The sequence below is a fragment of the Bacillus sp. FJAT-25509 genome (genome assembly GCF_001420605.1).
Classification (GTDB): domain Bacteria; phylum Bacillota; class Bacilli; order Bacillales; family Bacillaceae_G; genus Gottfriedia.
The window spans coordinates 187,410-211,741 of sequence record NZ_LJIZ01000032.1; the positions used below are offsets into that span (position 1 = coordinate 187,410).

Sequence of the window (24,332 nt, forward strand, 5' to 3'; positions counted from 1 at the left end):
TTTATTCAAATAAAAAGGTCTCATAAGCATTTATAGCTTACGAGACATCCCTGTTTTTACTTGGAATTTTACTTAATTCCAACCGCATCAAATGCTTTGTTTACTGTAGTTACTTCAGCGGAGCTTGTACCGTAAAGGTCAGAAGCTGCTTTAACACATGCTGCACGTGCTTGGCTGAAAGTAGAGGAAGCTGTTAAGTAAACAGTATTTGCACGATAGAAAATTTGAGCTAGTTTATCATTTCCGATTCCTGTAACAGTCACGCCGTATGCAGTTCCACCTTTAGCAATTAAATATGCAGCTTTATTAATAATACCGCTATTTGTATGAACTCCTCCATTGTCAGATGTTCCAGTGTAACGTTTTGAATAGTTGTCTGGATCTCCATATTTAGTTGGATCACTCATCGAACGAAGTGCATCACCTGCAATTTTTGGCGTATAAATATCTTCACCAATCTCGTAATCAGGGTTTTTATTATTATAGAACTCTATTAATGTACCAAAAATATCAGAAATTGCTTCGTTTAATGCACCAGATTCATTCTGATAAGTTAAATTTGAGCTCTTTTCTGTTACTGCATGAGTTAACTCATGTGCTACTACGTCAATACCACCTGATAATGGAATAAATGTTGTACCATCACCATCGCCATAAACCATTTGCGTACCGTTCCAAAACGCATTGTTGTAATTACGGCCATAATGGACACTCGATTTTAGTGCACCGCCTTTAGTATCATAGGAATTACGTCCAAAAACATTTTTATAATAATCAAATGTTAATCCAGCAAAATAATGTGCATCAACTGCAGCGGCATCATAAGTACTATTTAGAAGGTTATCTGGACTCGTCCAAAGTGTACCTGCAAGACGTGTTTTGTTAGCCGCATCATAAGTGAAAATACCACCTGAGGCTCTAGTATTATCTTGTAAATAATAAGATGAACCTGATAAGGTCATGTTTAGTGTTTTTGAATCACCAAGCACGCCAACTCCTGTTCCAGTTGTATTCGTACTACTCGCTGTACCGCCCGGTTTTGCAGCAGGGGCACTACTATCTGCTTCATCTAAATTATTATAGCTATTTAATATTTTTCCTGTTGATGCATCAATGAAATAATTAAAGTTACCAGGTTTAGGAGAAAGGAAGTTTAAGTTTACAAGGTAAGCGTAAGTAGCTTCATCACCATTTGTATAAACTACTAGATCAGCTGTAGGGTCTTTTTCATATGTAGGAGTATAACCAAGATCGGCTTCTGCAATTTTAATTGATTTGTTGGCATTTACTTTCTTTTCAGATTTAAGTCCTTTTTTCGTATCTAGATTAGGAGCTACCGTACCAGAGAAAACTGTTAGAACACCATCGTCTGCAACTAATGCTGTTTGAGTAGAACCCCAAACGGGTACACCATTATATACTTGTTGCAGTCTAAGAGCGGTGCCTAACATATCTTTATTGCTAGACTTGATGATGAATGATTCTTCTGAGGATTTTGAATCGAGTTTGAATTTATCTTTGTTAGCATTGAGATAACCATGTACAATGCCCTCGGGACTTTGAGTTGATGACTTTGTCAGCTGACCTGAAACAAATTCAGGAGATCCTACAGATTCATTATACTTGTAGCTAGATAACACATTTTTTGGTGCAGCATATGTATTTGTTACTGAAAAACTACTTGCTGCTAAACCTAAAGATAACCCAACTGCCAAAACTTTTTTGTTCACTTAAATTCCTCCCTAGTTAACAAATAGTGATAACGTGGTAATAGTATCATGTAATCTAGTAAGTTTACAAACTACAAAAAACTGCATTAATTGCACTTTTTTTTGAAAAAATAAGTCTTTTATATCGTGTCTATTTAACCTCTCGATTGTTAAGTAGACATATTGTTGTAATAAAAGAGAAAAGTGAGAAGAATGCCGTCGAACTTTTTTTGCATACTTTAAATTTTGGTTTTTTGCTTAAATCATGGTATTTTTTTTCCTCTTTAAAGGAGCAGAATCTGATCGGTGTTCTAGGTTTCAATATTACATCTGCATTGTTATCGCTACGGTTTTAATCATGTTTGTCCACTTTCTTGAATATTATTTAAATAATAGCTTATGTACTTTTGAACAGATTACAGTACATAAAAAATCTCATATGTTTCTAAAAAAAGCATTGATTTGAAGGAGAGGGCAAAAAAATGTTCACAAATATAGATCATATGGCAATCTGTGTAAAAAATTTAAACGAGAGTATTAAAAAGTATGAGGGTGATTTAGGTTTATCATATTCATACCGTGAAATAGTGGATGACCAAGGTGTAGAAGTCGCGTTTTTTAAAACAAATAAAATTAATATTGAATTAATCCAACCACTTTCATCTACGAATCCTGTACATAAATATATTGAAAAAAAAGGGGAAGGGTTGCATCATATTGCTTTTAAAGTAGATGACATCGAAAAATCATTATTAGAACTAAAAAAACGACAATTCAATTTAATCCATCACTCACCACGTAATGGGAGTGAAGGTTCAAAAGTTGCCTTTATACACCCTAAACAATTCGGAGTATTAATCGAAATTGTTCAAAAAAGGGGGGAGTTTAATGAGCAAGTATGATGATTTATATAAACTATATGAAAAGAAATCTGAAATAGAGCAAGGCGGAGGATTTGAACGGATTGAGAAACAACATGAACGTGGAAAGTTTACAGCACGAGAAAGAATAGACATGCTATTAGATGAAGGTAGTTTTGTTGAGTTATTTAGTTTCGTCCAGCACCGTTGTTCAGATTTTGGAATGGATGAACAAAATGGTGCATGTGATGGAGTGGTCACAGGTTACGGAAAAATTAACGATCGAACGGTCTTTGTCTTTTCACAAGATTTTACCGTGTTCGGTGGTGCATTAGGTGAAATGCATGCGAAAAAAATAAGTCAATTAATGGACATGGCAGTACAGTGTAAGGCTCCGATTATTGGATTAAATGATTCAGGTGGTGCGAGAATCCAAGAAGGTGTCCTTTCTTTAGATGGTTATGGACATGTGTTTTATCGAAATACGATTTATTCTGGGGTAGTACCACAAATTTCGGTTATTATGGGGCCTTGTGCAGGTGGTGCTGTCTATTCTCCAGCAATTACAGACTTCGTTATAATGGTTAATGGTACTAGCCAAATGTTTATTACTGGTCCTAAGGTAATTGAAAGTGTAACAGGTGAAAAAATCTCAGCAGAGGATTTAGGTGGAGCTAAAGTCCATAATGAGATCAGTGGGAATGCCCATTTCCAAGCTGAATCGGAAGAAGAAGCTCTTAAAATCGTTCGAAATTTAATAGAGTATTTACCGGCTCACTGGGAAGAAAAAGCACCTACTAAAATGAAAACTGAAAAAGATCTTGATGATTTAATGGAGCTTATACCTGATGAAAGTAGTCGACCTTATGATGTTAAAAAAATAGTAGAAATGATTGTAGATGATGATTCCTTATTTGAGGTTCAAAAATATTTCGCTAAAAACTTAGTTGTGGGATTTGCTAGATTAAATGGTGAAGTAGTAGGACTAGTTTGTAATCAACCTAAATTTATGGCTGGAGGTCTAGATTTACATTCAGCTGATAAAGGGGCAAGATTTATTCGTTTTTGTGATAGTTTTAATATACCAATCATCACGTTTGTTGATGTGACGGGGTTTTTTCCTGGTGTAAAACAGGAGCATGGAGGTATAATAAGGCATGGTGCTAAGCTTTTATATGCGTACTCTGAGGCAACAGTTCCAAAAGTTACAGTCATTACGAGAAAAGCATTTGGTGGAGCTTATGTTGCATTAAATAGTAAATCGATTGGAGCGGATTTAGTATTTGCATGGCCAAACGCTGAAATCGCTGTAATGGGTGCTGCAGGTGCTGTAAATATCTTATACGGAAAAGAAATCTCTCAAAGTAATCGTCCAGATGAGTTAAGATCTGAATGGATGGATCAATATAAAGAGAAATTTTCTAATCCTTACGTTGCTGCAAAATATGGTCTAGTTGATGATGTTATTGATCCAAGAATGACTAGAAAAAAGCTTATTCAATCTTTAGAAGTATTAAAAAACAAAAATGAAAAGCGCCCAGCTAAAAAACATGGTAATATACCTTTGTAGACATTTTTTTACATATACAATTTGGAGGCATGACAGAAATGATTAATGAACAACGTATAGTCGATGAATTTTTAGAATTAGTACAAGTAGACTCTGAAACTAAGTTTGAAGCTGAAATTGCAAAGGTTTTAAAACAAAAATTAGAAGCTCTTGGAATGAATGTTTTTGAAGACGACACGATGGGTGTTACAGGTCACGGTGCTGGAAATATTGTTGCTACAATTCCTGCTACTAAAGAAGGCGTTGACGGTATTTTCTTCTCTTGTCATATGGATACAGTAACTCCAGGTAAAGGAATCAAACCATCAATCAAAGATGGATACATCGTTACTGATGGAACTACAATTCTAGGTGCAGATGATAAAGCTGGTATCGCAGCATTTTTAGAAGCTGCAAAAATCATTAAAGAACAAAATATTGAGCATGGTGAAATCCAATTCATTATCTCAGTTGGTGAAGAATCTGGATTACATGGTGCTAAAGCAATGGATCCAAAATTAATCACTACTAAATTTGGATATGCATTAGATAGCGATGAAGAAGTAGGTAACATTATCGTAGCAGCTCCAACTCAAGCTAAAGTAATTGCTACAATTTATGGTAAAACTGCACATGCAGGTGTTGCACCTGAAAAAGGCGTTTCAGCGATTACGATTGCTTCTAAAGCAATTGCAAGAATGCCACTTGGTCGAATCGACGAAGAAACGACTGCTAATATCGGACGTTTCGAAGGTGGTAGTGCAACAAATATCGTATGCGATCAAGTGAATATTTTAGCTGAAGCTCGTTCATTAATCGGTGAAAAAATGGAAGCTCAAGTAGCTAAAATGAAAGCTGCCTTTGAAGAAGCAGCTACTGAAATGGGTGGACGTGCTGAAGTAGAAGTACAAATTATGTACCCAGGATTTAAATTTGGTGAAGGAGACCACGTTGTTGAAGTTGCAAAACGTGCAGCAGAAAAAATTGGACGTACTCCTGCATTACAACAAAGTGGTGGAGGATCTGATGCGAACGTATTCGCAGGTCACGGTTTCCCAATCGTAAACTTAGCAATCGGTTATGAAGAAATCCACACTACAAATGAAAGAATGCCAATCAAAGAGTTAGTAAAAACTGCTGAAATGGTCATTGCAATTGTAGAAGAAGTTGCAAAATAATTAAGTAAAAAAAGGGCTGTCTTATCTGTCAGATTAACTGACAAATAGGCGCCCTCTTTTTAATTTTAAACATAACTAATATATAGAATCTACTAATGAGAGGGGTATCTCATTAGTGCCATTGATTTTTATATGATTTGAACTTTATTTTAAAGATAATTAGCAGCTTTTTATCCAATTTTTAATCGAATTAGAGCAAATTTGCTAGTTTTTCATTTGAAAGGATCAACTATTGTACGATTTTTGGCTTTAATACCTTAACGAGTATGAATAATTATTTATTTGCGATTCTTTGGAATTTAATTGCGATTTTCAGATTTACACCGGGAGTCGAGTAACATTCGCACATTCGCTCCAATCAACTTATCTATCAAAAGAAGACGAGACACTATTATGTCTCGTCTTTTTTGTGTTATCACATATGTATTTCTCAAGACTCTAAAAGCCTACTCTAATTTGTAGTTAATCGTTTTCTAAATAGGAAAAAGAATAAAATTGCAATCAATAAGGCAGTTGAAAACATGACTAAACTGTACTTTGCAAAAATTGTGGCCACTTTATCCCATTGTTCACCTAAAATTTTTCCTAATGTTATAAAAGTGAATCCCCAAAGAATTGCTCCAATAAATGCAAACGTCGCAAATTTTCTAAAGGAATATTTATTAATAGCTGCAAAATAAGCAGTTAAATGTCTGATTCCAGGTATAAAAAATCCTATAATAAGAATATACGGTCCAAATTTTGAGAATAAGTTTTTTGTGATATCAATTTTTTTCTCTGTAATATGAACTTTTGGTCCATATTTTTTTAATAAAGGTAAACCAAATATGTATCCGAGTAAATAACTTAATGAGATTCCACAAATGATTCCGATAAAAGCACAAGCTAGAGAAGGTAAATATGACATTCTACCTTGAAATACATTATAACCTACGTATGTTAAAAGAATTTCATCTGGTAATGGCAGACCTATTATTCCACCTATTAATGCTAAAATGATGCCAATATAACCATAGTGACTAATTAATCCGTTTAAATGATGAACCATTAATAATACACATCCTCGATTTTTTCCGCTTAAATTAGATTGTGATAATATCATTGTGTACAAACAAATGTATTTTATAGCATTTTCTTTAATATGGCAATTCAAAATTCAAATAATTTTGTTATTATTAGAATAATTTAATACTATTTAGAAAATAAAGAAATTTAGGTGGGGAAAATGATTAATTTTTTTGAGATAAATCAAATTAAATATAGTAGTAAAGAAACAATCATGATGTTTCATGGTTGGGGTTCAACGATTGATTCACAAATACAACTTGGTAATCAGCTATCTGAATTAGGATTTAAAGTTGTTATTCCCGAAATTAAATATTTCGATCAAAAGGTTTTACAAACATACTTTTGGAAAACGATATTTGAAACGATTGAAGAAGAAGATGAATTGATCGATCAGCTTAATTTACAAAAAGAAAATACAATTCTGTTAGGTAGTTCAATGGGTGGTTTTATAGCAAGTGGAATGTTTTTTTCCAATACTAATTATGCTGGATTAATTAATATTAATGGATCAAGTTCTTATATTTATTCTCAGAAGGATTTTCGTAAAAAAGATAGAAGAGTACCATTAAATGATAAGGAATTGGAAACGTTTGTAAAATATGATCCTAAATTTAAAAATAGTTCGATAAGAAATCCTATTTTATTCTTACACGGAGAACTGGATTTTAGTTATTCCAATTGATGGGCAACTCGATTTGTTAGCAACAAAACAAAATGATTATATAGATTTTCTTAAATATAAGGATGTAAATCATACGATTACAAATTGTATGAAAAATGATATATTCAGTTGGCTTGATCAGAATTTTAAATTGGAGGAGTTTTAATATGAGTGAAAATTCACTACCAAATGGATTAGCTAAACCTGCTATTAGAGCACTAACTTCAGCGGGTTACTTACATTTGGAGCATTTCACACAATTAAGTGAGGCGGAAGTATTAAAATTACATGGGATGGGACCTAAGGCGATTACGACAATTAAAAATGCATTGGAAGAGAAAGGATTTTCTTTTAAAAAATAATATTGGCTAGATCAAGGACTGATAGTATTTCAGTTCTTTTTTTTTTGTCATTATTAAGTAATGAAAGTGGTATAAACAATCTTTAATTAAGTCTTTTTTACCAGAAGTTGTTAGGATATTAAATTAAATTATCGTGATATAATGTTTTTTATTGATTTAATTTCATAAAAAGGGGGGAGACTTCTGAAAGCAAACTTGTCTCCTATACAAAAAAAAGGAAACCGATATTATTTAACAGTAAATAAGAAATTCTGGTTTAGCCATTTTATTTCATTTTCTTGGTTACTTTTTTCAATATATTTATCGATTCCTTGGGTAAACGATTTATCTGACATTGTTACTACGCCAGTAGCAATCATCATAATAGGTGGTATTGCATATATACCGGGCTATATGAGCACTTTTTTAGTCATAAGTTTACTACTCGATAAACAACCGAATTTTAAAAATGAATTTCCAAATGATTCGGTAACTGTATTAGTGGCTGCTTATAATGAAGAAGGCGCTATTTTTAATACGTTAAAATATATTTCAGATCAGGATTATTCTGGTGAAATAAACGTTATCGTTATTAATAATAATTCAACCGATGGTACAGATCGTGAAGTAATGAGAGCGAAAAAAGAGTTGAATTCAAATATTACTTTATTACATCAATCAAAACCCGGTAAGTTTCATGCACTTAATTTAGGCTTGGAGTATGTAAAAACACCATATGTCATTACACTAGATGCAGATACATTAATTCATCCTTCTGCGGTGAGATACTTAGTTTCAAGAATAAAAAGTAGCCCTTCTGATGTTTGTGCTGTAGCTGGCTCAATGTTAGTTCGTAATAGTCGCGAAACATTTTGGACTAAGATTCAAGAGTGGGATTACTTCTTAGGCATTGCTTCCATAAAAAGACTTCAGGGATTATATCAAGGAACACTTGTTGCACAAGGGGCTTTTAGTTTATATAAAACTGATTGTGTAAAGGAAGTAAAAGGTTGGCCAGATGCGATTGGAGAAGATATCGTATTAACATGGAGACTTTTACAGAAGCAATGGAAGGTATACTTTGAACCATTAGCAGTAGCCTTTACCGATGCACCTACAACATTTGGTCATTTTGCTAAACAAAGATCAAGATGGGCTAGAGGTATGGTTGAAGGACTGATTGAAATAAAACCGTGGCAACAACCACAAGTTTATACAAAGTATTTAACTGGTATTAATCTCGTGATGGTTTACTTAGATTTTATTTACACTGTCTGTTGGATTCCTGGATTGATATTAGCGTTTTTTGGTATCAATATTATTGTTGGTCCAATGACTTTATTAGTTCTCCCATTGACATTTATTAGTTATTCAATTCTTTATTTTTATCAGAAAAACTATGTTTTCCGCAATTTAAATTTAAGAATAAGAAATAATCGTATAGGATTTATATTCTTCTTATTATGCTATCAAATGATTATGTCACCAGTTTCACTTTATGGCTATATTCAAGAATTCTTTAAATTTAAAAGAGTTTGGGAATAAAAACTTTATCATCATAAGGAAGGGGATCACAAAAAGTAACTATACTTTTTGTGATCCCCTTTTTGTTTTTATAAATTAGTTGTTTCTTTCTTTGTAGAACTATCTAACTTCATCTTTAATTGAACTTCTTGCTCAGCGATAATATCATCATCTTCGGCATTATCACGAACAACCTTTTGGGTTAAAATTGAGCCTACTGCTACTAACAGCATAACTGCAATATAATAACCTTTTTCGTTTAATTCCATATCTGCATTGTAAAGTCCGATACAAAACAAAAATACTCCTGCAACTAATGTAAAGTATGCCAAAACAGTAAATGCTGGTGTGTTTCTACGTCTGTGCTTCTGCAAATTAATCACGCTCCGCGTAAGATTTAACAAAATTGTCTGACGTTAAAAAATGCTATTAAGAATGTATAAATGATTTCAAAAAAATTCTTAACGTCTCATATTATTATATAAAATTTGTCGTTGAATAGTAATAAAATTCTAATAAATTAGTAAATTGGTAAATATTACTGGAATTTTTTGGGAGAAATCTAAATAGAAATAGAGAAATACAAAAAGATATCTAATCACAAATATATAGGGAATATTTATTTGGAGAGGATGGTCAGATTTTGAGTAATAGAGGTGCTGGTATTGGAGGAATCGTTTTTGTAGGCTGTATGTTTCTAGGCGGTGGAATTGGAAGTTTGTTACATGAACCACATTCAGGATGGCTAATCGGAATGGGTGTTGGATTTATTGGGCTCGCTTTAACAAGAGTTCTAATAAAAAGCTAATTCTGGACCTTGCTGTCATTCAAACAATTAAAAAAGGAAACTAAAAAGAACCACAAGGGGGATCTGTTTACCTTTGTGGTTCTTTCAATTGAAAAGAATTTTGTTCATTATAAATAAAATCGATCCCTAATTTCTTTTGATGGGATCATACACGATTCATTTTTTCCAAAGAATTTAAAACGATTTCTTGCGATCAGTCTATATAAATAGTCACGTATTGTTTTTGGGATTATCATAAAGGCATAGCAAAATTTTGGCCAACCTTCTAAATTTTTTGCAATAGAAAGTGCAGCTGAAGACTCAATTTTTATTTTTCCATTTTGTAAAAGAATAATTGAATCAATTGAACAAAGTTCGGGGTGATCCTTCTTAAGCTTTTCACCAAAGGTTGATTGTAGAGCGGCAAAATGAAAATAACCTTTTTGGTCGTGTTTAATAATAAATTGAACAGCTCCATTGCATAAAATACATTCACCATCAAATAAAATTATTGGCCTCTCGCTCATAATATATCCCCTAAAGATTATTCTTGGTTTACCATATGGTAAGCAACATTTCTTAAATGTTGTAATAATGGCTCTTTAATTTCTTCATCTAAATCGACATCATCCATAGCTTTTCCCATGCAATCCAACCAGTCATGAGCTAATTCAATTGTAATTGGAAATGGCAAATGACGCGCGCGCATTCTTGGGTGACCACGTTCCATACTATAATATTGTGGTCCCCCTAAAAACTGTGTTAAAAATAGCTTTTGTTTACGTGCTGTTTCTTCCCAGTCACCAGGAAATATTGGTGAAAGCCTCTCATGTTTTGAAACATAAGAATAAAAAGTATCCACAAGCTCCTCTAATTTTTCTTTCCCTATATAATCATACATTGATTGATTTTCGTTACTCAAAAGAAAATACCTCCATTAATTTCAAAAAATACAATATAGATAGGTTTATTTTATCTCTTTTTGTTCTTTATGAGAAGTAAATTGGAACCTTAAGGGTAATGAAAATCCCTCTTCTAATTCGAAGAGGGGTTTCCTTCATAAGCTTCAATTAAGTTATTTATACTGATTTTATTTTTAGTTTTGAGAATTGCTTTCATTACTTGTTCAGATTTTTCTGGATTGGAGTCATTTAATAATTCAGGTAAAATGGTCGGAACAATTTGCCATGAGACGCCAAATTTGTCTTTTAACCAACCACATGCTTGTGCATTTTTATCTCCATCCTTTGATAGCTTTTCCCAATAATAATCTAATTCTTCTTGTGAGTCACAATGGACGATGAATGAAATTGCTTCTGTAAATTTAAAGTGAGGACCACCGTTCAATGCAACAAAATCTAGCCCTTCCAAACTAAATTGGATGGTCATAACAGCTCCTTCCTCCATACTGTTTGGGTCATGTCTTTCTTTTCCATAACGAGTGATTCTTTCAATTTTTGAATTTTTAAATATAGAAGTGTAATAATTTACAGCATCTTCGGCTTGGGTATCAAACCATAAATTCGTAGATATTTTTTGAATTTTACTTTGCATAGCTTTTCTCCTTTATTACAAAAACGTTTATAATAATTAGATATTAGTTAGATTTGATTCAAACTTTATAAGTTTTAACTATATTCAACATTAATACACGTAAATAGGAAATATAAAAAAATGATATTATACTAGCATAGGAGGTGTAGCAATGAATCAATGGGCACCAAAGAGTGGAAGAGTCATTTTACATGTTGATATGAATTCATTTTTTGCTTCAGTTGAAATAGCGAATGATCCATCATTAAAAGGTAAACCAGTAGTTGTGGCCGGCAATGAAAAAGAGCGAAGAGGAATTATTGTAACTGCAAGCTATGAAGCGCGAGCTTATGGAATTCGGGCAACAATGCCATTATGGGAAGCGCGGAAAAAATGTCCTGAGATGATTGTTAAAACTCCAAATTTTGAAGCTTACCGAAAAGTCTCAAGGCAAATATTTGAAAAATTAGGTGCAATAAGTCCTAAAATTGAAGTGGCTTCAATTGATGAAGGCTATATTGATCTAACTGAATGTGATGAAAAACTAGGTCATCCAATTAAAATAGCTGAATTAATCCAGTCAATGTTGTTAGAAGATCTGGATATGCCATGCAGTATCGGAATTGGTCCAAATAAATTTCTTGCGAAAACAGCTTCAGATATGAAAAAACCACTTGGAATTACTGTTCTTCGTAAAAGAGATGTTCCTACTATTTTATGGCCAAGAAAAGTAGGAGAGATGCATGGAGTTGGTAAGAAAACTGAAGAAAAGTTAAATGAAATTGGCATTATTACAATAGAAGATTTAGCAAAAAGTAATGAAAAACAAGTTCAAGAATTATTAGGTGTAAACGGTATATCTTTAAGAAATAAGGCAAATGGAATAGATGAGAGAGAAGTCGATCCTAGTCGTATGCTTTCACATAAGACAATTGGCCAATCAACGACATTTTCATTTGATGTTTTTGAGGAACCTATGATTGCAGAAAAATTTGAAGCTCTATCTAAACGAGTAGCTGAACGTTTAATTAAGAAAGGTTTAGTTGCAGACACTGTGACAATTACACTACGATTTAGTGATCGAAAAACAATAAATCGAAGCAAAAAACTTTCTACACCTGTACAACAAGCTAATGAAATCTTTAAAGAAGCATTTGATTTATGGAAAAGAAATTGGAACGGAGAACCATTACGTTTAATTGGAGTAACTGCATCACAACTGAATCCAAAAGATGAAATATCAAAGCAATTGGACCTATTTTCTTTTGAAAAGGACGCCAAACAAGAACCATTATTTGAAACATTACATAAATTGCAAGATAAATATGGAGAACAAGTTATTAGTTTAGGTAGACAAAAAAAGAAAATTGACTCAACCAATATATTAGATATATTGAAATCTACAGAGTAAACAGCTGCCGAGCTTTCAATCGAAGGTCTTTTTAAGTTGCCTTCGTTTTGAACGGAAAAAGACGGTCTATAAATAGACAGTCTTTAATTCGTTAATATAACCGTTTAAACTTTCTCAATAATAATTTTAGTTGCTGTTGGAAGATACTGTTCTACTGCATTCAGTACATTTTGATCATCTTGATATGCTCCGACTTGTACTCCATCTACGATTACTCTATGCATTTCAGAATTAGTCTTATGCGTTAAGTTAAATGCTTTTACTAATCCATTTACATGCCCTTGAGCTACTTTTTGACGCCAATTTGGGTCTTTCAGTTTTGCAGCATCACTTGCATTATCAATGAATCCATTTTCAGTCAAAATCGCTGGCATATTTGATTCACGTAATACATGAAAATTAGCTTTCTTTTTACCACGATCAGTTAGACTATTTACCTTTACGATTTCTGGATGTAAAATGTTTTGATATTGAGCTGAAGTAGACGTATCTGACAAACCATCGTATATATAATCCTCATAGCCAGACGCTGATGTATTAAATGAATTAATATGAACAGATAAAAAGTAGCTGGCACCCCATGAGTTTGCATCGTTAGTACGTTCAGATAAAGAACGATCAGTGTCGGTAGATCTGCTCATTCTAACATCAACGTCATTATAGTTATTCAATAAATCTCTTATTCTTAATGCGATATCCAAAGTTAGGTCTTTTTCCTTTAATCCATTTCCTACTGCACCTGAATCAGAGCCACCATGCCCTGGATCTAAATAAAGTTTGAACATTAAATTAATCCCGTTGCCACAATCTATAAAAATATATAAATAGATGTTTGCTTCCTGTGTTCTACGTGTCCGATTTTGCAGAAGCTACTCTCGTTTGGTCTAACACTCCAAGTGCGTAAATTCGGATACAACGAATCCTACATAGTTGATTTACTGTTTCTTAGCAAACAATTAGGCAACGTTTCCTCCTTTCTTTTATAAAGTTTTAGAGGTTTTACAGAAATTTATTGCGTTTTATCTGCTAATGACCCTCCTAATGATAAAGTATTCAAAGTAACTTTTACTTGAAATGGACAAGCATCTAATGTATATAACCAAATTTAAGCCTTTTAGATTAATTAGCCATTCATTCTAATAGATTCTTTTATTTAGATTGATAGTTAAGTAGGGGATTACTAAAATATTGTCGAATTTAAAGATTAAGTTATTTTGTTATCCAATAGAACTATTGCAAAAAAGCCAAGGAGGAAAGAGTATGTATACAAAAATGAAAACGAGTGAACATGTTTATTCATCACATCGTAATGTGGTTTATGCTAGAAATGGTATGGTCGCTACTTCCCAACCATTGGCTGCACAAGCGGGCCTAGATATTTTAAAAAAAGGTGGTAATGCAGTAGATGCAGCAATCGCTACAGCTGCATGTCTAACAGTAGTAGAGCCAACTTCAAACGGTATTGGTGGAGATGCTTTTGCATTAGTTTGGATGAACGAAAAGTTATACGGTTTAGATTCAAGTGGTGCAGCACCTAAAAATATATCGATCGAAAAAGTAAAAAATTTAGGGTATGAAAAAATGCCTAAATATGGCTGGATACCAATAACCGTCCCTGGGGCTCCTGCTGGTTGGGTAGAATTATCGAATCGGTTTGGCAGGCTTTCGTTAAAGGAAGTGCTGCAACCTGCAATTGAATATGCTCGTGAAGGTTTTCCGATTTCACCTACTTTAGGTAAGTTTTGGAAAAAGGCTTATGAAATATACAAAAAGGAGTTAAACTCTGAGGAGTTTGCTGCTTGGTTTGATACGTTTGCTCCAAAAGGAAGAGCTCCTGAAGTAGGAGAAATCTGGTCGTCACTGGATCATGCAATAACTTTAGAAAAAATAGCAGAAACAAATGGAAAAGATTTTTATAAAGGTGAAATTGCAGATAAAATTATTGCTTCATCAAATCAATATGGTGGTTTTTTAACTAAAGAAGATTTAGAGTCCTTTAAACCGGAATGGGTAGATCCAATTAGTATAAATTACAGAGGCTATGATGTGTGGGAAATTCCACCTAATGGTCAAGGAATTGTCGCTCTGATGGCGTTAAATATATTGAAAAATGATCTGTATGATGACAAAGAGAACGTAATGACATATCATAAACAATTTGAAGCAATGAAGTTAGCTTTTACTTGCGGAAAGGAATATGTAACAGATCGAAAGTTTATGAAGACTTCAGTTGAAAGTCTATTAAGTGATGAATATGGAAAAGAACGCTTTTTAGAAATCACGGAAACTGCTCAAACACCATTACCAGGAAGACCGCCTAGTGGAGGCACTGTTTATTTAGCAACAGCTGATGGAGATGGAAACATGGTTTCCTTTATTCAAAGTAATTATATGGGTTTTGGGGCAGGTATTGTAATTCCTGGAACTGGGATTGGATTGCAAAATAGGGGTTATGATTTTAGCTTAAATGAAAATCATGCCAATGCTTTAATTGGTGGAAAAAAATCATATCATACGATTATTCCGGCATTTTTAACAAAAAATAATAAAGCAGTTGGACCATTCGGTGTAATGGGTGGTTATATGCAGCCTCAAGGTCATGTTCAAGTAATCATGAATAGTATTGATTTTCATTTAAATCCACAAGAAACCTTAGATGCTCCAAGATGGCAATGGATTGAAGGGAAAATTGTTGAAGTCGAACCTAATTTTCCTCAAGAGATTATAAAAGAATTACAGGCTAAAGGTCATGAAATTAAGGTTGCAAAGGATACTGGAAGTTTCGGACGAGGCCAAATTATTTGGAGAAATGAAGATACGGGCGTTTTAATGGGTGGTACAGAATCAAGAACGGACGGTTGTATAGCAAGTTGGTAAATAAGAAAAGGAATTGATTTAATGAAACAATTGGATATATTCATCGCGTTTTTTCGAAGTAGTATTTTAGGATATGGTGGAGGACCATCTACGATTCCTCTCGTTTATAAAGAAGTTGTCGATACATATAAATGGATGAAAGACGAAGAGTTTTCTGAAATATTAGCAATAGGGAATATGCTCCCAGGTCCAATCAATACAAAATTAGCAGGTTATATCGGTTATCGTATTGGTGGTATAATCGGAATGCTTAATGCAATCGTTGCAACCATCTTACCGACGATTATTTTAATGATTATACTTTTAACATCATTAACGTCTTTTAAAGATATAAAATGGGTTAATGGGATGAAAGAATCAATTGTACCTGTCGTAGGAGTAATGTTAGGTGTATTAACATGGCAATTTTATCAAAGTTCAAAAAAAGGATTGAAAACACCAACAATATTAATTCATTTAGTTGTTGGATTGTTTCTAATTCAATTTTTACACATACATCCAGCGATCATAATTGGTGGTTTACTAGTATTTGCAATCTGCCAGCCAGTAAAGGCAACTTCCTCAAATGAACAAAAGACGAGGAAGGGGAGTACAAACGAATGATTTATTGGAAATTATTTCTTTCATTTCTTTTCACGAATCTTTTAGGATATGGCGGTGGGCCTGCTACGATCCCATTAATTCAAAATGATGTTGTTACACGAAATCATTGGTTAACTCAACAAGAATTTCATGAAGCGTTTGCCATGGGGAATGCCTTACCAGGGCCAATCGCAACTAAAATGGCTGGATATATTGGATACAAAATTGGAGGAATCTTTGGATCCTTTATAGCAGTCTTTGCAACGGTAATCCCTTCTTTATTACTAATGATTTTTTTAATTGGATTACTTCATAAAAATCGTGACTCAATTCGAGTGAAGAGGATGACAGCGTATGTAAAACCGACAATTGTAGTACTATTAGGCGTACTTACATATCAATCATTTTCTGATTCGTTTCATGATATTGGAGCATTCCAAGTAATTTTTATTGCAGTTTGTACATTTTTCTTAATGGAAAAATTTAAAATTCATCCGGCTTTTGTAGTACTTGGTGCATTAATTTATGGTGCCATTAATCTTTAAAAAAAAAGAAACCAATTAATTGGTTTCTTTTTCTTTCTCTTTTTCTTTGCTCATAACTTCTTCATAATCTTTATTAAACCAAAGCGGATCCATATTATCTACTTCGCCATTATAATTAATCAAAATTTCTTCGCCAGCTTTAATGTCTTTGTAAGCGAAAAAATCAAATGTGTGATTATCAAAGTTAATATCGTAAGTCGCATTTGCATCATAAGAATGGTTGAATAGCATTCCGTATCCTAGAAGAATAGCTGAATGATTAATACCATATTCAAATGCATAGTCAGCTAATAAAGTTTTCTCGATATGCTCATGTTCCTCGTTCGGGTAAGAAATAACAGGCGCCTCATGTATTAGCTCACCTTTTGCAATATCACGTGTTGCAAAGACACCTCGGTTAAATTCACCGTCACTCAACGTAGAAGTTTTAATTTCAATCATAATTACACCTATAATTCTCTCTTAAGTCTTATAGATAGTTTGCCATTATTTTAGATATAAATCAATTTTTTTATCTAATTAGCGTTATTCAGATAAAAGTAGGCCTCTTTTTCAATCTAAAGAAGTGGTAACTACTATTTGAAGAAAAACTAATAAAATTAAAAAAATCTAAGTATATATTTTGCCAAATCATCAAATTATAAAATTGTTATATATACATATCGGGAGGCAGATTATAATGAAATTTTTTTATAAGATTGTGATTTTACTGATTGTAATGTCTTCTATTCTTCCAGGTAATAAGCAGGTAAATGCTACTACCAAAAAGGATTTTTTACAAATTGAAGGATTTAAGCCAAATCACATTGTTAAACAAATTCCTAAACTAACTGATATTTTTCAAGTTTCAACGAATCAGATCCTAGTAACGTTTGATTCACAAGTTGATATTGATTTAGGAACAAACGCTTCAGTATATTGGATTCAAAGTTTATCTGATAAAATCCCTACCGGCATTGCATCACTAGGAAGCAAGAGCCAATTTAATGCAAGGAATGCATTATCAAATAACCAAGTTACAATTACGAAGGTACAAGGAGATAACAATTCGTTCTTGTTAACTTTTAAACAAGAAATACCTTCAAATAAGCGATTTAAACTAGCAGTTCGTCATTTACACGCTCCTGGTGGAAAACCATTTGATGGTATAAATGGTATGAAAGTATTTACAGGTAAATAATTTATATTGTAGATTGTCTACACTGTAATCCCCTATAGAAGAGGGGATTTTTTTGTGCCCCTGGAATGAATAGCTTTCTTTTTTAAAAAAATTCAAAAAAAATATAAAATATAGAATTGACTTTAACGTTGCGTAAAGGTGTATTGTAAAGAAGTCAGGAGGTAATCGCCATGGAATATACAGTACAAAAGCTTGGACTTCTAGCAGGAATCAGCACTAGGACTTTAAGATACTATGATGAAATTGGAATTCTTAAGCCGGCAAGAATTAACTCATCAGGATATCGGATTTATGGTCAAGCGGAAGTAGATCGCTTACAACAAATCTTATTTTATAGAGAACTAGGCATGAATTTAGAAAACATAAAAGAAATTATTACATCACCTGATTTTAATAGTGCCAAGGCATTAAACGAGCATCATGAGCAGCTTCTTGATAAAAGAAAGCAATTAGATTTATTAATTTCAAATGTTGAAAAGTCAATTGCTCTAGCAGAGGGGAGAATGACAATGTCGAATAAAGAAAAATTTGAAGGCTTTAAGAAAGATATGATCGAAGAAAATGAAAAGAAATATGGAAAAGAAGCACGTGAAAAATATGGGGATGAAGCTGTTAATAAAGCAAATCAAAAAGTAATGAATATGACAGAAGAAGATCATAAAGAAGTAACGCGACTTGCTGACGAATTAGAAAAAACATTAGCTGAAGCATTTAAAAAGGGTGATCCATCAAGTGAAATTGCACAAAAAGCAGCTGATTTGCATAAACAATGGTTAACATTTTATTGGAATAAATATAGTAAGGAAGCGCACGCGGGTTTAGCACAAATGTATGTTGACGATGAGCGCTTTAGAGCACATTACGATAAAGAACAGCCTGGAACTGCTGAATTTTTAAGAGATGCAATTCATATTTACACGCAATATAAAAAATAAGGCAGAGAAGGTGTACTAGACTGTTCTTAGTACACTTTCTTTGTGAACTTATGAAATGTTCATCAGTAATTGAAACAGCAAAAAGAAGAAAAAAGGTAACTCATGAAGGGTTCATGAGGAAGTAAAACAATAAAAAATAAGAAAATACCATACTCATAAAAGGTTTATGATATGTAAAACTAAAATGAAGATGTTGTCATACTCCTAAGACTCCTATGAGATATGCAGAAGGGCTAAGATCCTATGACGGATATTAAATTAACATTTATTAATGATGTAATTATCATTTTTGGGTTAATCTATTAATTGTTTTAAATGTTAATATGTTTGAGCAATTTTATGATTCCAATAATTAATTAATTAATGTTCGATATTAATTGACATACAAACTGATTAATAAACAATTGTTAGTATACTCTAAGTAAAGGCTATTTGATTAGGATTTATGGCAGACTTTTTTTGATTAATAAGTTGATTGGAACGAAAGGGGTGCTCGACTCCTATGGGATAAGCGGGAAGCCTGAGACCCCGCAGGCTAGCCGAGGAGGTTAAAGAATCTCGCCCCATGGAAAGCGAGCATCCTGTAGTGGAAATCAACATCACTCTACTCCTTTTACGAAAATTTGATGGTTTAATTGACAAGGTTGTTTTTCAACAGCGTGAAAAAGTGTACTCAGATTCGATCTAAGTGCACTTTTTTTATATTTTTTTGGAAAAAAATAGTAAGTATATTCAACGAAATTTGGTATAATTATTTTTATGATTAATTAATTTGAAGCAAATTTTGTAGAGAAGTATTATAAATTTTTAAATAATGGAATGTTTATGTACAATATAGGTAAGAATTTGATTTAAATAATTCAATTTTTAAACTAAGGATGTACTAAAATGGATGAACAATTTATACCGAGGAAAGAGCGACATAAGAAGCGCTTTATTAGAAAGCGTCAAAATATAGAGCGTGAAAAAATAAAATTTAGTACTTACATATTAAGTGTATTTTATTATTTTTTATTATTTTTAATTTTTAATCTCGTACAATTTTATATATTTCAGCATTTTAATCACACAATTAAATCAGTTGGGCATTTTGATTTAGCTAGAGCAATCATATCAGGATTGATTTATTTACTATGTATTATTTGTATAGAGGATACTTATAGAAGATATCGAATCCCTTCGACTTTTATCCGAATATTATTACCAATTTTAGTGTTTATTTTAGCAATCATCACAATGTATACACTAATCAAAGTATTTTACTAAAACATTGTTAAGCGAAAACACCAAAAAGTATTACTTCATTAAATGATGTAATACTTTTTTTATTGAACTTAAATAGTAATTTTGTTAGAGAATGGTAAGTATGGGTAGGGAAGTTTTAACGTGTGCTGTGTAAAGGCTAAAAGATGGGGGATCAAATCGATTGTCTTTGAAAGTTATTTATGAATCTTTTTCATTCAATTCTAATAATCTCTTTTGAATCCAAACAGCCGCTTGAGTACCATCGCCCATTGCTATTGTGACTTGTTGGGAATGGGCTACTAAATCGCCAGCTGCCCATACATTTGGAACATTCGTCTCCTTTGTCCGCGGGTCTACAATAACATGCTTATTATTTAAAAGATTTACTCCTAGTTGAATAGCCAGATTATTTTGTACTTCATTTCCACCAAAACCAATAAAAGCTCGGTCGCCATAAATTATTTTACCACTTTGTAAACAAATTCCTTTAAAAGTGGAATCGTCTTCTTTTAGAACTTCCTTAATTTTTTCTTTTCGATAGTGAATTCCAATTTTCTGTAGTTGGTCATTTAATTTGGAATCAAGGTCATGTCCGTCGTGATTAATATAAGTTATTTGTTTTGACCAATAAGCTAATGTTATTGCAAGATTTGCACCAACATTTCCAGATCCAAGTATTAAAACACTTTTATTTACTATTTCGTATCCGTCACAGTCTGGACAAACAAAAATTGTCGATCCAAGACAGTCGACTAGGTTTTTAATTTGAGGAATTCGATCGATTAGCCCAGTTGCTAATAAGACTGTTTTGGCAGAATAAGATTTTCCTGCGTCCGTCTCCAATAAGAATTGATTGTTTACGTTTTGTATACTTATTACTTTATCTTGGGTGAATGATACACCATAATCTTCAGCGTGATTTCTTCCAAGTTGTCTTAGCTTTTGTCCACTTATACTATTTGGCCAACCTAAAATATTACGATATGTTTTACATAATGTAGAACGCCCATAATTTGAGTCAATTACGAGTACCTTCCTTTTGTATCGACCAAGCTGAATTGATGCCTGTAAACCTGCGAAACCTCCCCCTACTATGATACATTCATATAACTCTTTCATAGTCTTGTCTCCTAAATCAATTAATACAAAATCATATATGTTCAATTTTTCCAATTAAGCAATTTCTAAACACAATTAATCTAATTGTTGAAAATTAAAAGATTTTTGATTGATATATTCTGAATATTTAGGTACGATTTTTCTATTAACTTAATTTGATTTGTTGTTTTTAGTAGAGGGAGTAAAAATGAGTGCAGATAAGATTGCCCTATCTAATTCTAGAACGAAGGGGATTATGCTCGTATTAACTGCGGTAATATTATGGGGGATATCAGGAACTGTAGCACAGTCAATTACTTTTTAGAACAATGGAACGACACATACAAAGAAACTGGCAAAGGATTAATGTACAATTCTTGTTCTGCTAAATTAACAAAGTTGAAAAAAGAATTAGTATGGCTCAAAGAAGTTGACAGTATTGCTCTTCAATCCTGACTGAAAAACCTCGCAGATTCGTATTCACGATTCTTCAAAGTATATTCATGCTTCTGAATCTAGTTTACTTGCATTGTGTGGAACCATTATCCGCAGCTGTACTATCAGTAATTTGGTTAAGAGTAAATTTTGAAATGCTAGACTGGATTGGTAGCCTATGTATTATTAGTACAATTGTCATTTTATCGATGGCTGATCGAAAAGGGGCTAAATGATTTTTATCTGTCACAAAAGAGCATAAAAAGACAGGACTGAATAATTTTAACTTGTTAAGATGTAATTAAGGGAGGAGTCATATGGCTTGGATTGAATCATTACAAAAAGCAATTGATTATATTGAGGACAATTTATTAAACGAGTTAACAATTGAAGAAATATCTAAACAAGCTAATTCATCTGTTTTTCATTTTCAGCGAACATTTTCAATTTTAACTGATATTAATATAGCTGAATATATAAGACGAAGAAGATTGACATTAGCGGCCAATGAATTAACAACGACTGATCTTAAAATAATTGACATTGCCTTGAAATATAGGTATGACTCTCCTGAGGCTTTTGCAAAAGCGTTCCGAAGACAGCATGGTGTAACCCCAAGTGAAGCAAGAAAGTTTATCGGTAATTTAAAATCATATAACCGCCTCGTTATTCAGGTGAGTTTGAAGGGAGCAGAACCAATGCAATTTAATATTGTTGAAAAAAGTGCTTTTCAAGTAGTTGGAGTGAAAAAAGAGTTTTCTTATTTAAACGATCAACAACAGCAACTGATTCCAAAAATGTGGGAAGAGGTTAATGAAAATGGTACGAGTGATCGGTTGTACGAAATTAACAATGGTGACATTAAAGGTGTTTTAGGTGTTTGTATGATGAGCGAGGAGCAAAAATCAAAAAATCTACTAGAATATTGGGTTGCAACCGAATACGAAGGAGATGCACCAGAAGCTTTTTATCATCATGAAATTCCTGCATCAAAATGGGCTGTATTTGGTGTTCACGGAGCAATGCCGCACGCAATGCAATCAGCATGGAAGAAGATTTTTTCGGAATGGTTTCCTTCAAGTGGCTATTCACATGCAGGAATCCCGGAATTTGAACTTTATCCAGAAGGAAATCCATTTAGTGAAGATTATTATACTGAAATTTGGATTCCGGTAAAATAAAAACGATCTTTTAAAGCGTTTTAAAAGGTGCTTCTCAATTAAGAGAGCACCTTTAAGTTTGTTGCCAAATCCTAAAAACTTGATTATCAGACTGATTGCAAGCGCTTGTCTTTCGAGGCGCGGAGTTACCTTAGAACGGTAATGAACACCGCAGTCAGGCGAAGCAAGGAAGAAAGCGAGCGTTTGTCAATAGTCTGAAAGGTGCTTCTCTTAAGAGAGGCACCTTTACCTTTATGTATAAATTTATCCTCTTAATGCTTCTAAAACTACTTGTGCTTTGTAGCCTTCTGAGAAATCTATGATTGTTGCTTCTTCATCTTTTAGAGCTTTTACTAAATGATTAATTAATGAATCATCTAAAGATTGATCGGCTTCAATTTGCCTAATTGGCTCGCCGATTTTTCCTCCTTCTAAATTAGCCCAGTTCACTAAAGAAAGAGTTCCTTTCGAACCGTATGCTGTAAATTTAATCTCTTCTTCACCTGCAATTTGGCTTAATCCATCTATTAATACAGGAGTACCATCTTCTAATTCTAAAAAGGCGATAATGCCATTTTCGGATGCAAGAGGGTCAGCGGGATATTGTATATGTTTCGTATAGACTTTCATGTCACCAAAAATCTTTTGAATTTGTTGAATATAATGCACACCAACCTCTAGTACGTAACCTCCTTGTTCTTTTGTAGCAACCCATTCATTTTGTTGCCATAGTCTCGGCCAATTTGGAAAACGCATCTTTAATTCGATTCTTCTTAAGTCACCAACATATCCTGAACGAATAAGGCTAGCAAAAGACTTACTACCGACATTGTAATTTAATGGAAAGTTCATAGCATGAAAAATACCTTTTTCTTTCGCTTGAGTATAAAGTCCTAGAGCTTCCTCTGTTGAATTTGCCAAAGGCTTTTCACAAAGAACATTAATTCCTTTTGCGATTACATCAGATACTACCGAATAGTGATATTTAGGAGGTACAGTAACATAAACGAGGTCAAGTTCAACATTTTCAAGCATCTCAAGATGATTTGTAAAGGTTAAAACTGATTCGAATTGGTTACTTGTTTCTTGAACTCTTTCTGCCAATGTGTCACATATTGCTACTATTTTTGTTTCTTGGTGGTTTGAAAATAAAGGAATTAATCTTTGGCCAATTGCGCCAAGGCCAATAATACCAACTTTTATCATGAGAAAAACACCTTTCAAAATAGATTTATATTGTAATTATAGTAAGAAAAATTAAATAATTAAAGAAATAGATACGATGTTCTTATCTTAAGAAGATTGAGGCGCTACAAATTGCTCATTGGAAGTTAATTTTTGAGTAAAAAGTTTTGTGAATTACCAAGTTTAAAAAGGGAATTTCGACATAGAAAGAGAATATAAATTATTAAAAAGTAATGGAGGTGACATTATGGAGAAGAAGCCGTTGTATTATGATGGTAGTGGGGATGGAGAAAAAGTAATTCAATCAGAAGTTGTAAAAAAGCAAATGAGTATTGTTACTGAAGTAAGAAAAAGTTTAACTGGTAATCCGTTTGTGATTGATTGGAGTCAAGTTAGTGTAGCAGGGAAATAATTAGTTTTTTATGTTTGTTTGTTCTTGATAGAGAACTGGTTATAAAAATGAATCAAA

26 protein-coding genes and 1 pseudogene are annotated in these 24,332 nt (G+C 33.0%); 17 read left to right on the top strand and 10 right to left on the bottom strand.

Annotated elements, in window-relative coordinates; translation table 11 throughout:
- Positions 1–68: 68 nt before the first annotated feature.
- On the bottom strand, positions 69–1,730 hold the full coding sequence (locus tag AN960_RS19910) for a M4 family metallopeptidase (protein ID WP_056475273.1): 1,662 nt from the start codon (positions 1,728–1,730) through the stop codon (positions 69–71).
- 461 nt (positions 1,731–2,191) lie between these two features.
- On the opposite strand from AN960_RS19910, the gene mce reads away from it, so the two are divergent.
- The 3 genes from mce to AN960_RS19925 are packed head-to-tail and all read left to right on the top strand — an operon-like array spanning position 2,192 to position 5,296.
- On the top strand, positions 2,192–2,611 hold the full coding sequence (gene mce / locus AN960_RS19915; RefSeq protein WP_056475274.1) for a methylmalonyl-CoA epimerase: 420 nt from the start codon (positions 2,192–2,194) through the stop codon (positions 2,609–2,611).
- Positions 2,598–4,139 (top strand): acyl-CoA carboxylase subunit beta, encoded by a 1,542-nt coding sequence (locus AN960_RS19920; RefSeq protein ID WP_056475277.1) that lies wholly within the window; start codon positions 2,598–2,600, stop codon positions 4,137–4,139. Before mce ends, AN960_RS19920 begins: the two co-directional genes overlap by 14 nt.
- Before the next feature lie 38 nt (positions 4,140–4,177).
- On the top strand, positions 4,178–5,296 hold the full coding sequence (locus tag AN960_RS19925; protein WP_056475280.1) for a M20/M25/M40 family metallo-hydrolase: 1,119 nt from the start codon (positions 4,178–4,180) through the stop codon (positions 5,294–5,296).
- Positions 5,297–5,747: 451 nt separating this feature from the next.
- Here AN960_RS19925 and AN960_RS19930 read toward each other — a convergent pair whose 3' ends face one another.
- Positions 5,748–6,344, bottom strand: a complete 597-nt coding sequence (locus AN960_RS19930; RefSeq protein ID WP_056475284.1) for a DedA family protein — start codon at positions 6,342–6,344, stop codon at positions 5,748–5,750.
- A gap of 177 nt (positions 6,345–6,521) precedes the next feature.
- On the opposite strand from AN960_RS19930, the gene AN960_RS19935 reads away from it, so the two are divergent.
- The 3 genes from AN960_RS19935 to AN960_RS19945 all read left to right on the top strand — a co-directional run bounded on the left by AN960_RS19935 (position 6,522) and on the right by AN960_RS19945 (position 8,911).
- Complete coding sequence (locus AN960_RS19935) at positions 6,522–7,046, top strand: alpha/beta hydrolase family protein (protein ID WP_056475287.1); 525 nt, start codon at positions 6,522–6,524, stop codon at positions 7,044–7,046.
- Positions 7,047–7,192: 146 nt separating this feature from the next.
- Positions 7,193–7,387, top strand: a complete 195-nt coding sequence (locus AN960_RS19940) for a helix-hairpin-helix domain-containing protein (RefSeq protein ID WP_056475291.1) — start codon at positions 7,193–7,195, stop codon at positions 7,385–7,387.
- Positions 7,388–7,570: 183 nt separating this feature from the next.
- Complete coding sequence (locus AN960_RS19945) at positions 7,571–8,911, top strand: glycosyltransferase family 2 protein (RefSeq protein WP_056475293.1); 1,341 nt, start codon at positions 7,571–7,573, stop codon at positions 8,909–8,911.
- 68 nt (positions 8,912–8,979) lie between these two features.
- On the opposite strand, the gene AN960_RS19950 is transcribed toward AN960_RS19945, so the two are convergent.
- Positions 8,980–9,264, bottom strand: a complete 285-nt coding sequence (locus AN960_RS19950; protein WP_056475296.1) for a YiaA/YiaB family inner membrane protein — start codon at positions 9,262–9,264, stop codon at positions 8,980–8,982.
- A 269-nt stretch (positions 9,265–9,533) separates the two neighbouring features.
- On the opposite strand from AN960_RS19950, the gene AN960_RS24620 reads away from it, so the two are divergent.
- Positions 9,534–9,698: a hypothetical protein gene (locus AN960_RS24620; RefSeq protein WP_156339732.1), complete on the top strand. Its 165-nt coding sequence runs from the start codon at positions 9,534–9,536 to the stop codon at positions 9,696–9,698.
- A 107-nt stretch (positions 9,699–9,805) separates the two neighbouring features.
- On the opposite strand, the gene AN960_RS19955 is transcribed toward AN960_RS24620, so the two are convergent.
- From AN960_RS19955 to AN960_RS19965, 3 genes are all read right to left on the bottom strand, one after another.
- Positions 9,806–10,204, bottom strand: a complete 399-nt coding sequence (locus AN960_RS19955) for a thiol-disulfide oxidoreductase DCC family protein (RefSeq protein ID WP_056475298.1) — start codon at positions 10,202–10,204, stop codon at positions 9,806–9,808.
- A 17-nt stretch (positions 10,205–10,221) separates the two neighbouring features.
- Positions 10,222–10,599 (bottom strand): globin domain-containing protein, encoded by a 378-nt coding sequence (locus tag AN960_RS19960; protein WP_025672250.1) that lies wholly within the window; start codon positions 10,597–10,599, stop codon positions 10,222–10,224.
- Between the two features lie 113 nt (positions 10,600–10,712).
- A complete protein-coding gene (locus AN960_RS19965) occupies positions 10,713–11,231 on the bottom strand; it encodes a VOC family protein (RefSeq protein ID WP_056475300.1) in 519 nt (172 codons plus the stop codon).
- Between the two features lie 151 nt (positions 11,232–11,382).
- Here AN960_RS19965 and AN960_RS19970 point away from each other — a divergent pair, with 151 nt between their 5' ends.
- On the top strand, positions 11,383–12,621 hold the full coding sequence (locus tag AN960_RS19970) for a DNA polymerase IV (protein WP_056475302.1): 1,239 nt from the start codon (positions 11,383–11,385) through the stop codon (positions 12,619–12,621).
- 104 nt (positions 12,622–12,725) lie between these two features.
- Here AN960_RS19970 and AN960_RS19975 read toward each other — a convergent pair whose 3' ends face one another.
- Positions 12,726–13,406 (bottom strand): N-acetylmuramoyl-L-alanine amidase family protein, encoded by a 681-nt coding sequence (locus tag AN960_RS19975; protein ID WP_056475304.1) that lies wholly within the window; start codon positions 13,404–13,406, stop codon positions 12,726–12,728.
- Between the two features lie 475 nt (positions 13,407–13,881).
- On the opposite strand from AN960_RS19975, the gene ggt reads away from it, so the two are divergent.
- Genes ggt through AN960_RS19990 form a run of 3 tightly spaced genes read left to right on the top strand, consistent with a single transcriptional unit; the run spans position 13,882 to position 16,625 of the window.
- Positions 13,882–15,498, top strand: coding sequence for a gamma-glutamyltransferase (gene ggt / locus AN960_RS19980; RefSeq protein ID WP_502692557.1), 1,617 nt, complete (start codon positions 13,882–13,884; stop codon positions 15,496–15,498).
- Between the two features lie 21 nt (positions 15,499–15,519).
- Complete coding sequence (locus tag AN960_RS19985) at positions 15,520–16,101, top strand: chromate transporter (protein WP_056475307.1); 582 nt, start codon at positions 15,520–15,522, stop codon at positions 16,099–16,101.
- Positions 16,098–16,625, top strand: a complete 528-nt coding sequence (locus AN960_RS19990; protein WP_056475311.1) for a chromate transporter — start codon at positions 16,098–16,100, stop codon at positions 16,623–16,625. Before AN960_RS19985 ends, AN960_RS19990 begins: the two co-directional genes overlap by 4 nt.
- Positions 16,626–16,640: 15 nt before the next feature.
- Here the strand turns inward: AN960_RS19990 and AN960_RS19995 are convergent, their stop codons facing one another.
- Positions 16,641–17,066, bottom strand: a complete 426-nt coding sequence (locus AN960_RS19995; protein ID WP_056475314.1) for an SET domain-containing protein — start codon at positions 17,064–17,066, stop codon at positions 16,641–16,643.
- 238 nt (positions 17,067–17,304) lie between these two features.
- Between AN960_RS19995 and AN960_RS20000 the strand changes: the two genes are divergently transcribed.
- The 3 genes from AN960_RS20000 (at position 17,305) to AN960_RS20010 (ending at position 20,006) form a co-directional block, all read left to right on the top strand.
- Entirely contained in the window at positions 17,305–17,805 is a 501-nt protein-coding gene (locus AN960_RS20000) for a hypothetical protein (protein ID WP_056475318.1), read from the top strand.
- Between the two features lie 170 nt (positions 17,806–17,975).
- Positions 17,976–18,740, top strand: a complete 765-nt coding sequence (locus AN960_RS20005; RefSeq protein WP_056475319.1) for a MerR family transcriptional regulator — start codon at positions 17,976–17,978, stop codon at positions 18,738–18,740.
- 888 nt (positions 18,741–19,628) lie between these two features.
- Positions 19,629–20,006, top strand: a complete 378-nt coding sequence (locus tag AN960_RS20010; protein ID WP_056475322.1) for a hypothetical protein — start codon at positions 19,629–19,631, stop codon at positions 20,004–20,006.
- 177 nt (positions 20,007–20,183) lie between these two features.
- Here the strand turns inward: AN960_RS20010 and AN960_RS20015 are convergent, their stop codons facing one another.
- Positions 20,184–21,104: an NAD(P)/FAD-dependent oxidoreductase gene (locus tag AN960_RS20015; RefSeq protein WP_056475325.1), complete on the bottom strand. Its 921-nt coding sequence runs from the start codon at positions 21,102–21,104 to the stop codon at positions 20,184–20,186.
- Between the two features lie 291 nt (positions 21,105–21,395).
- Here AN960_RS20015 and AN960_RS25190 point away from each other — a divergent pair.
- Together AN960_RS25190 and AN960_RS20020 are read left to right on the top strand one after the other, a co-directional pair.
- Positions 21,396–21,536: pseudogene (locus AN960_RS25190) on the top strand (IS200/IS605 family element RNA-guided endonuclease TnpB); the annotation flags it as partial.
- 299 nt (positions 21,537–21,835) lie between these two features.
- Positions 21,836–22,699, top strand: a complete 864-nt coding sequence (locus AN960_RS20020; RefSeq protein ID WP_056475327.1) for an AraC family transcriptional regulator — start codon at positions 21,836–21,838, stop codon at positions 22,697–22,699.
- A gap of 243 nt (positions 22,700–22,942) precedes the next feature.
- Here the strand turns inward: AN960_RS20020 and AN960_RS20025 are convergent, their stop codons facing one another.
- Complete coding sequence (locus AN960_RS20025) at positions 22,943–23,884, bottom strand: Gfo/Idh/MocA family protein (RefSeq protein WP_056475330.1); 942 nt, start codon at positions 23,882–23,884, stop codon at positions 22,943–22,945.
- 226 nt (positions 23,885–24,110) lie between these two features.
- On the opposite strand from AN960_RS20025, the gene AN960_RS24825 reads away from it, so the two are divergent.
- A complete protein-coding gene (locus AN960_RS24825) occupies positions 24,111–24,275 on the top strand; it encodes a hypothetical protein (RefSeq protein WP_172795443.1) in 165 nt (54 codons plus the stop codon).
- The last annotated feature ends 57 nt before the right edge of the window (positions 24,276–24,332 follow it).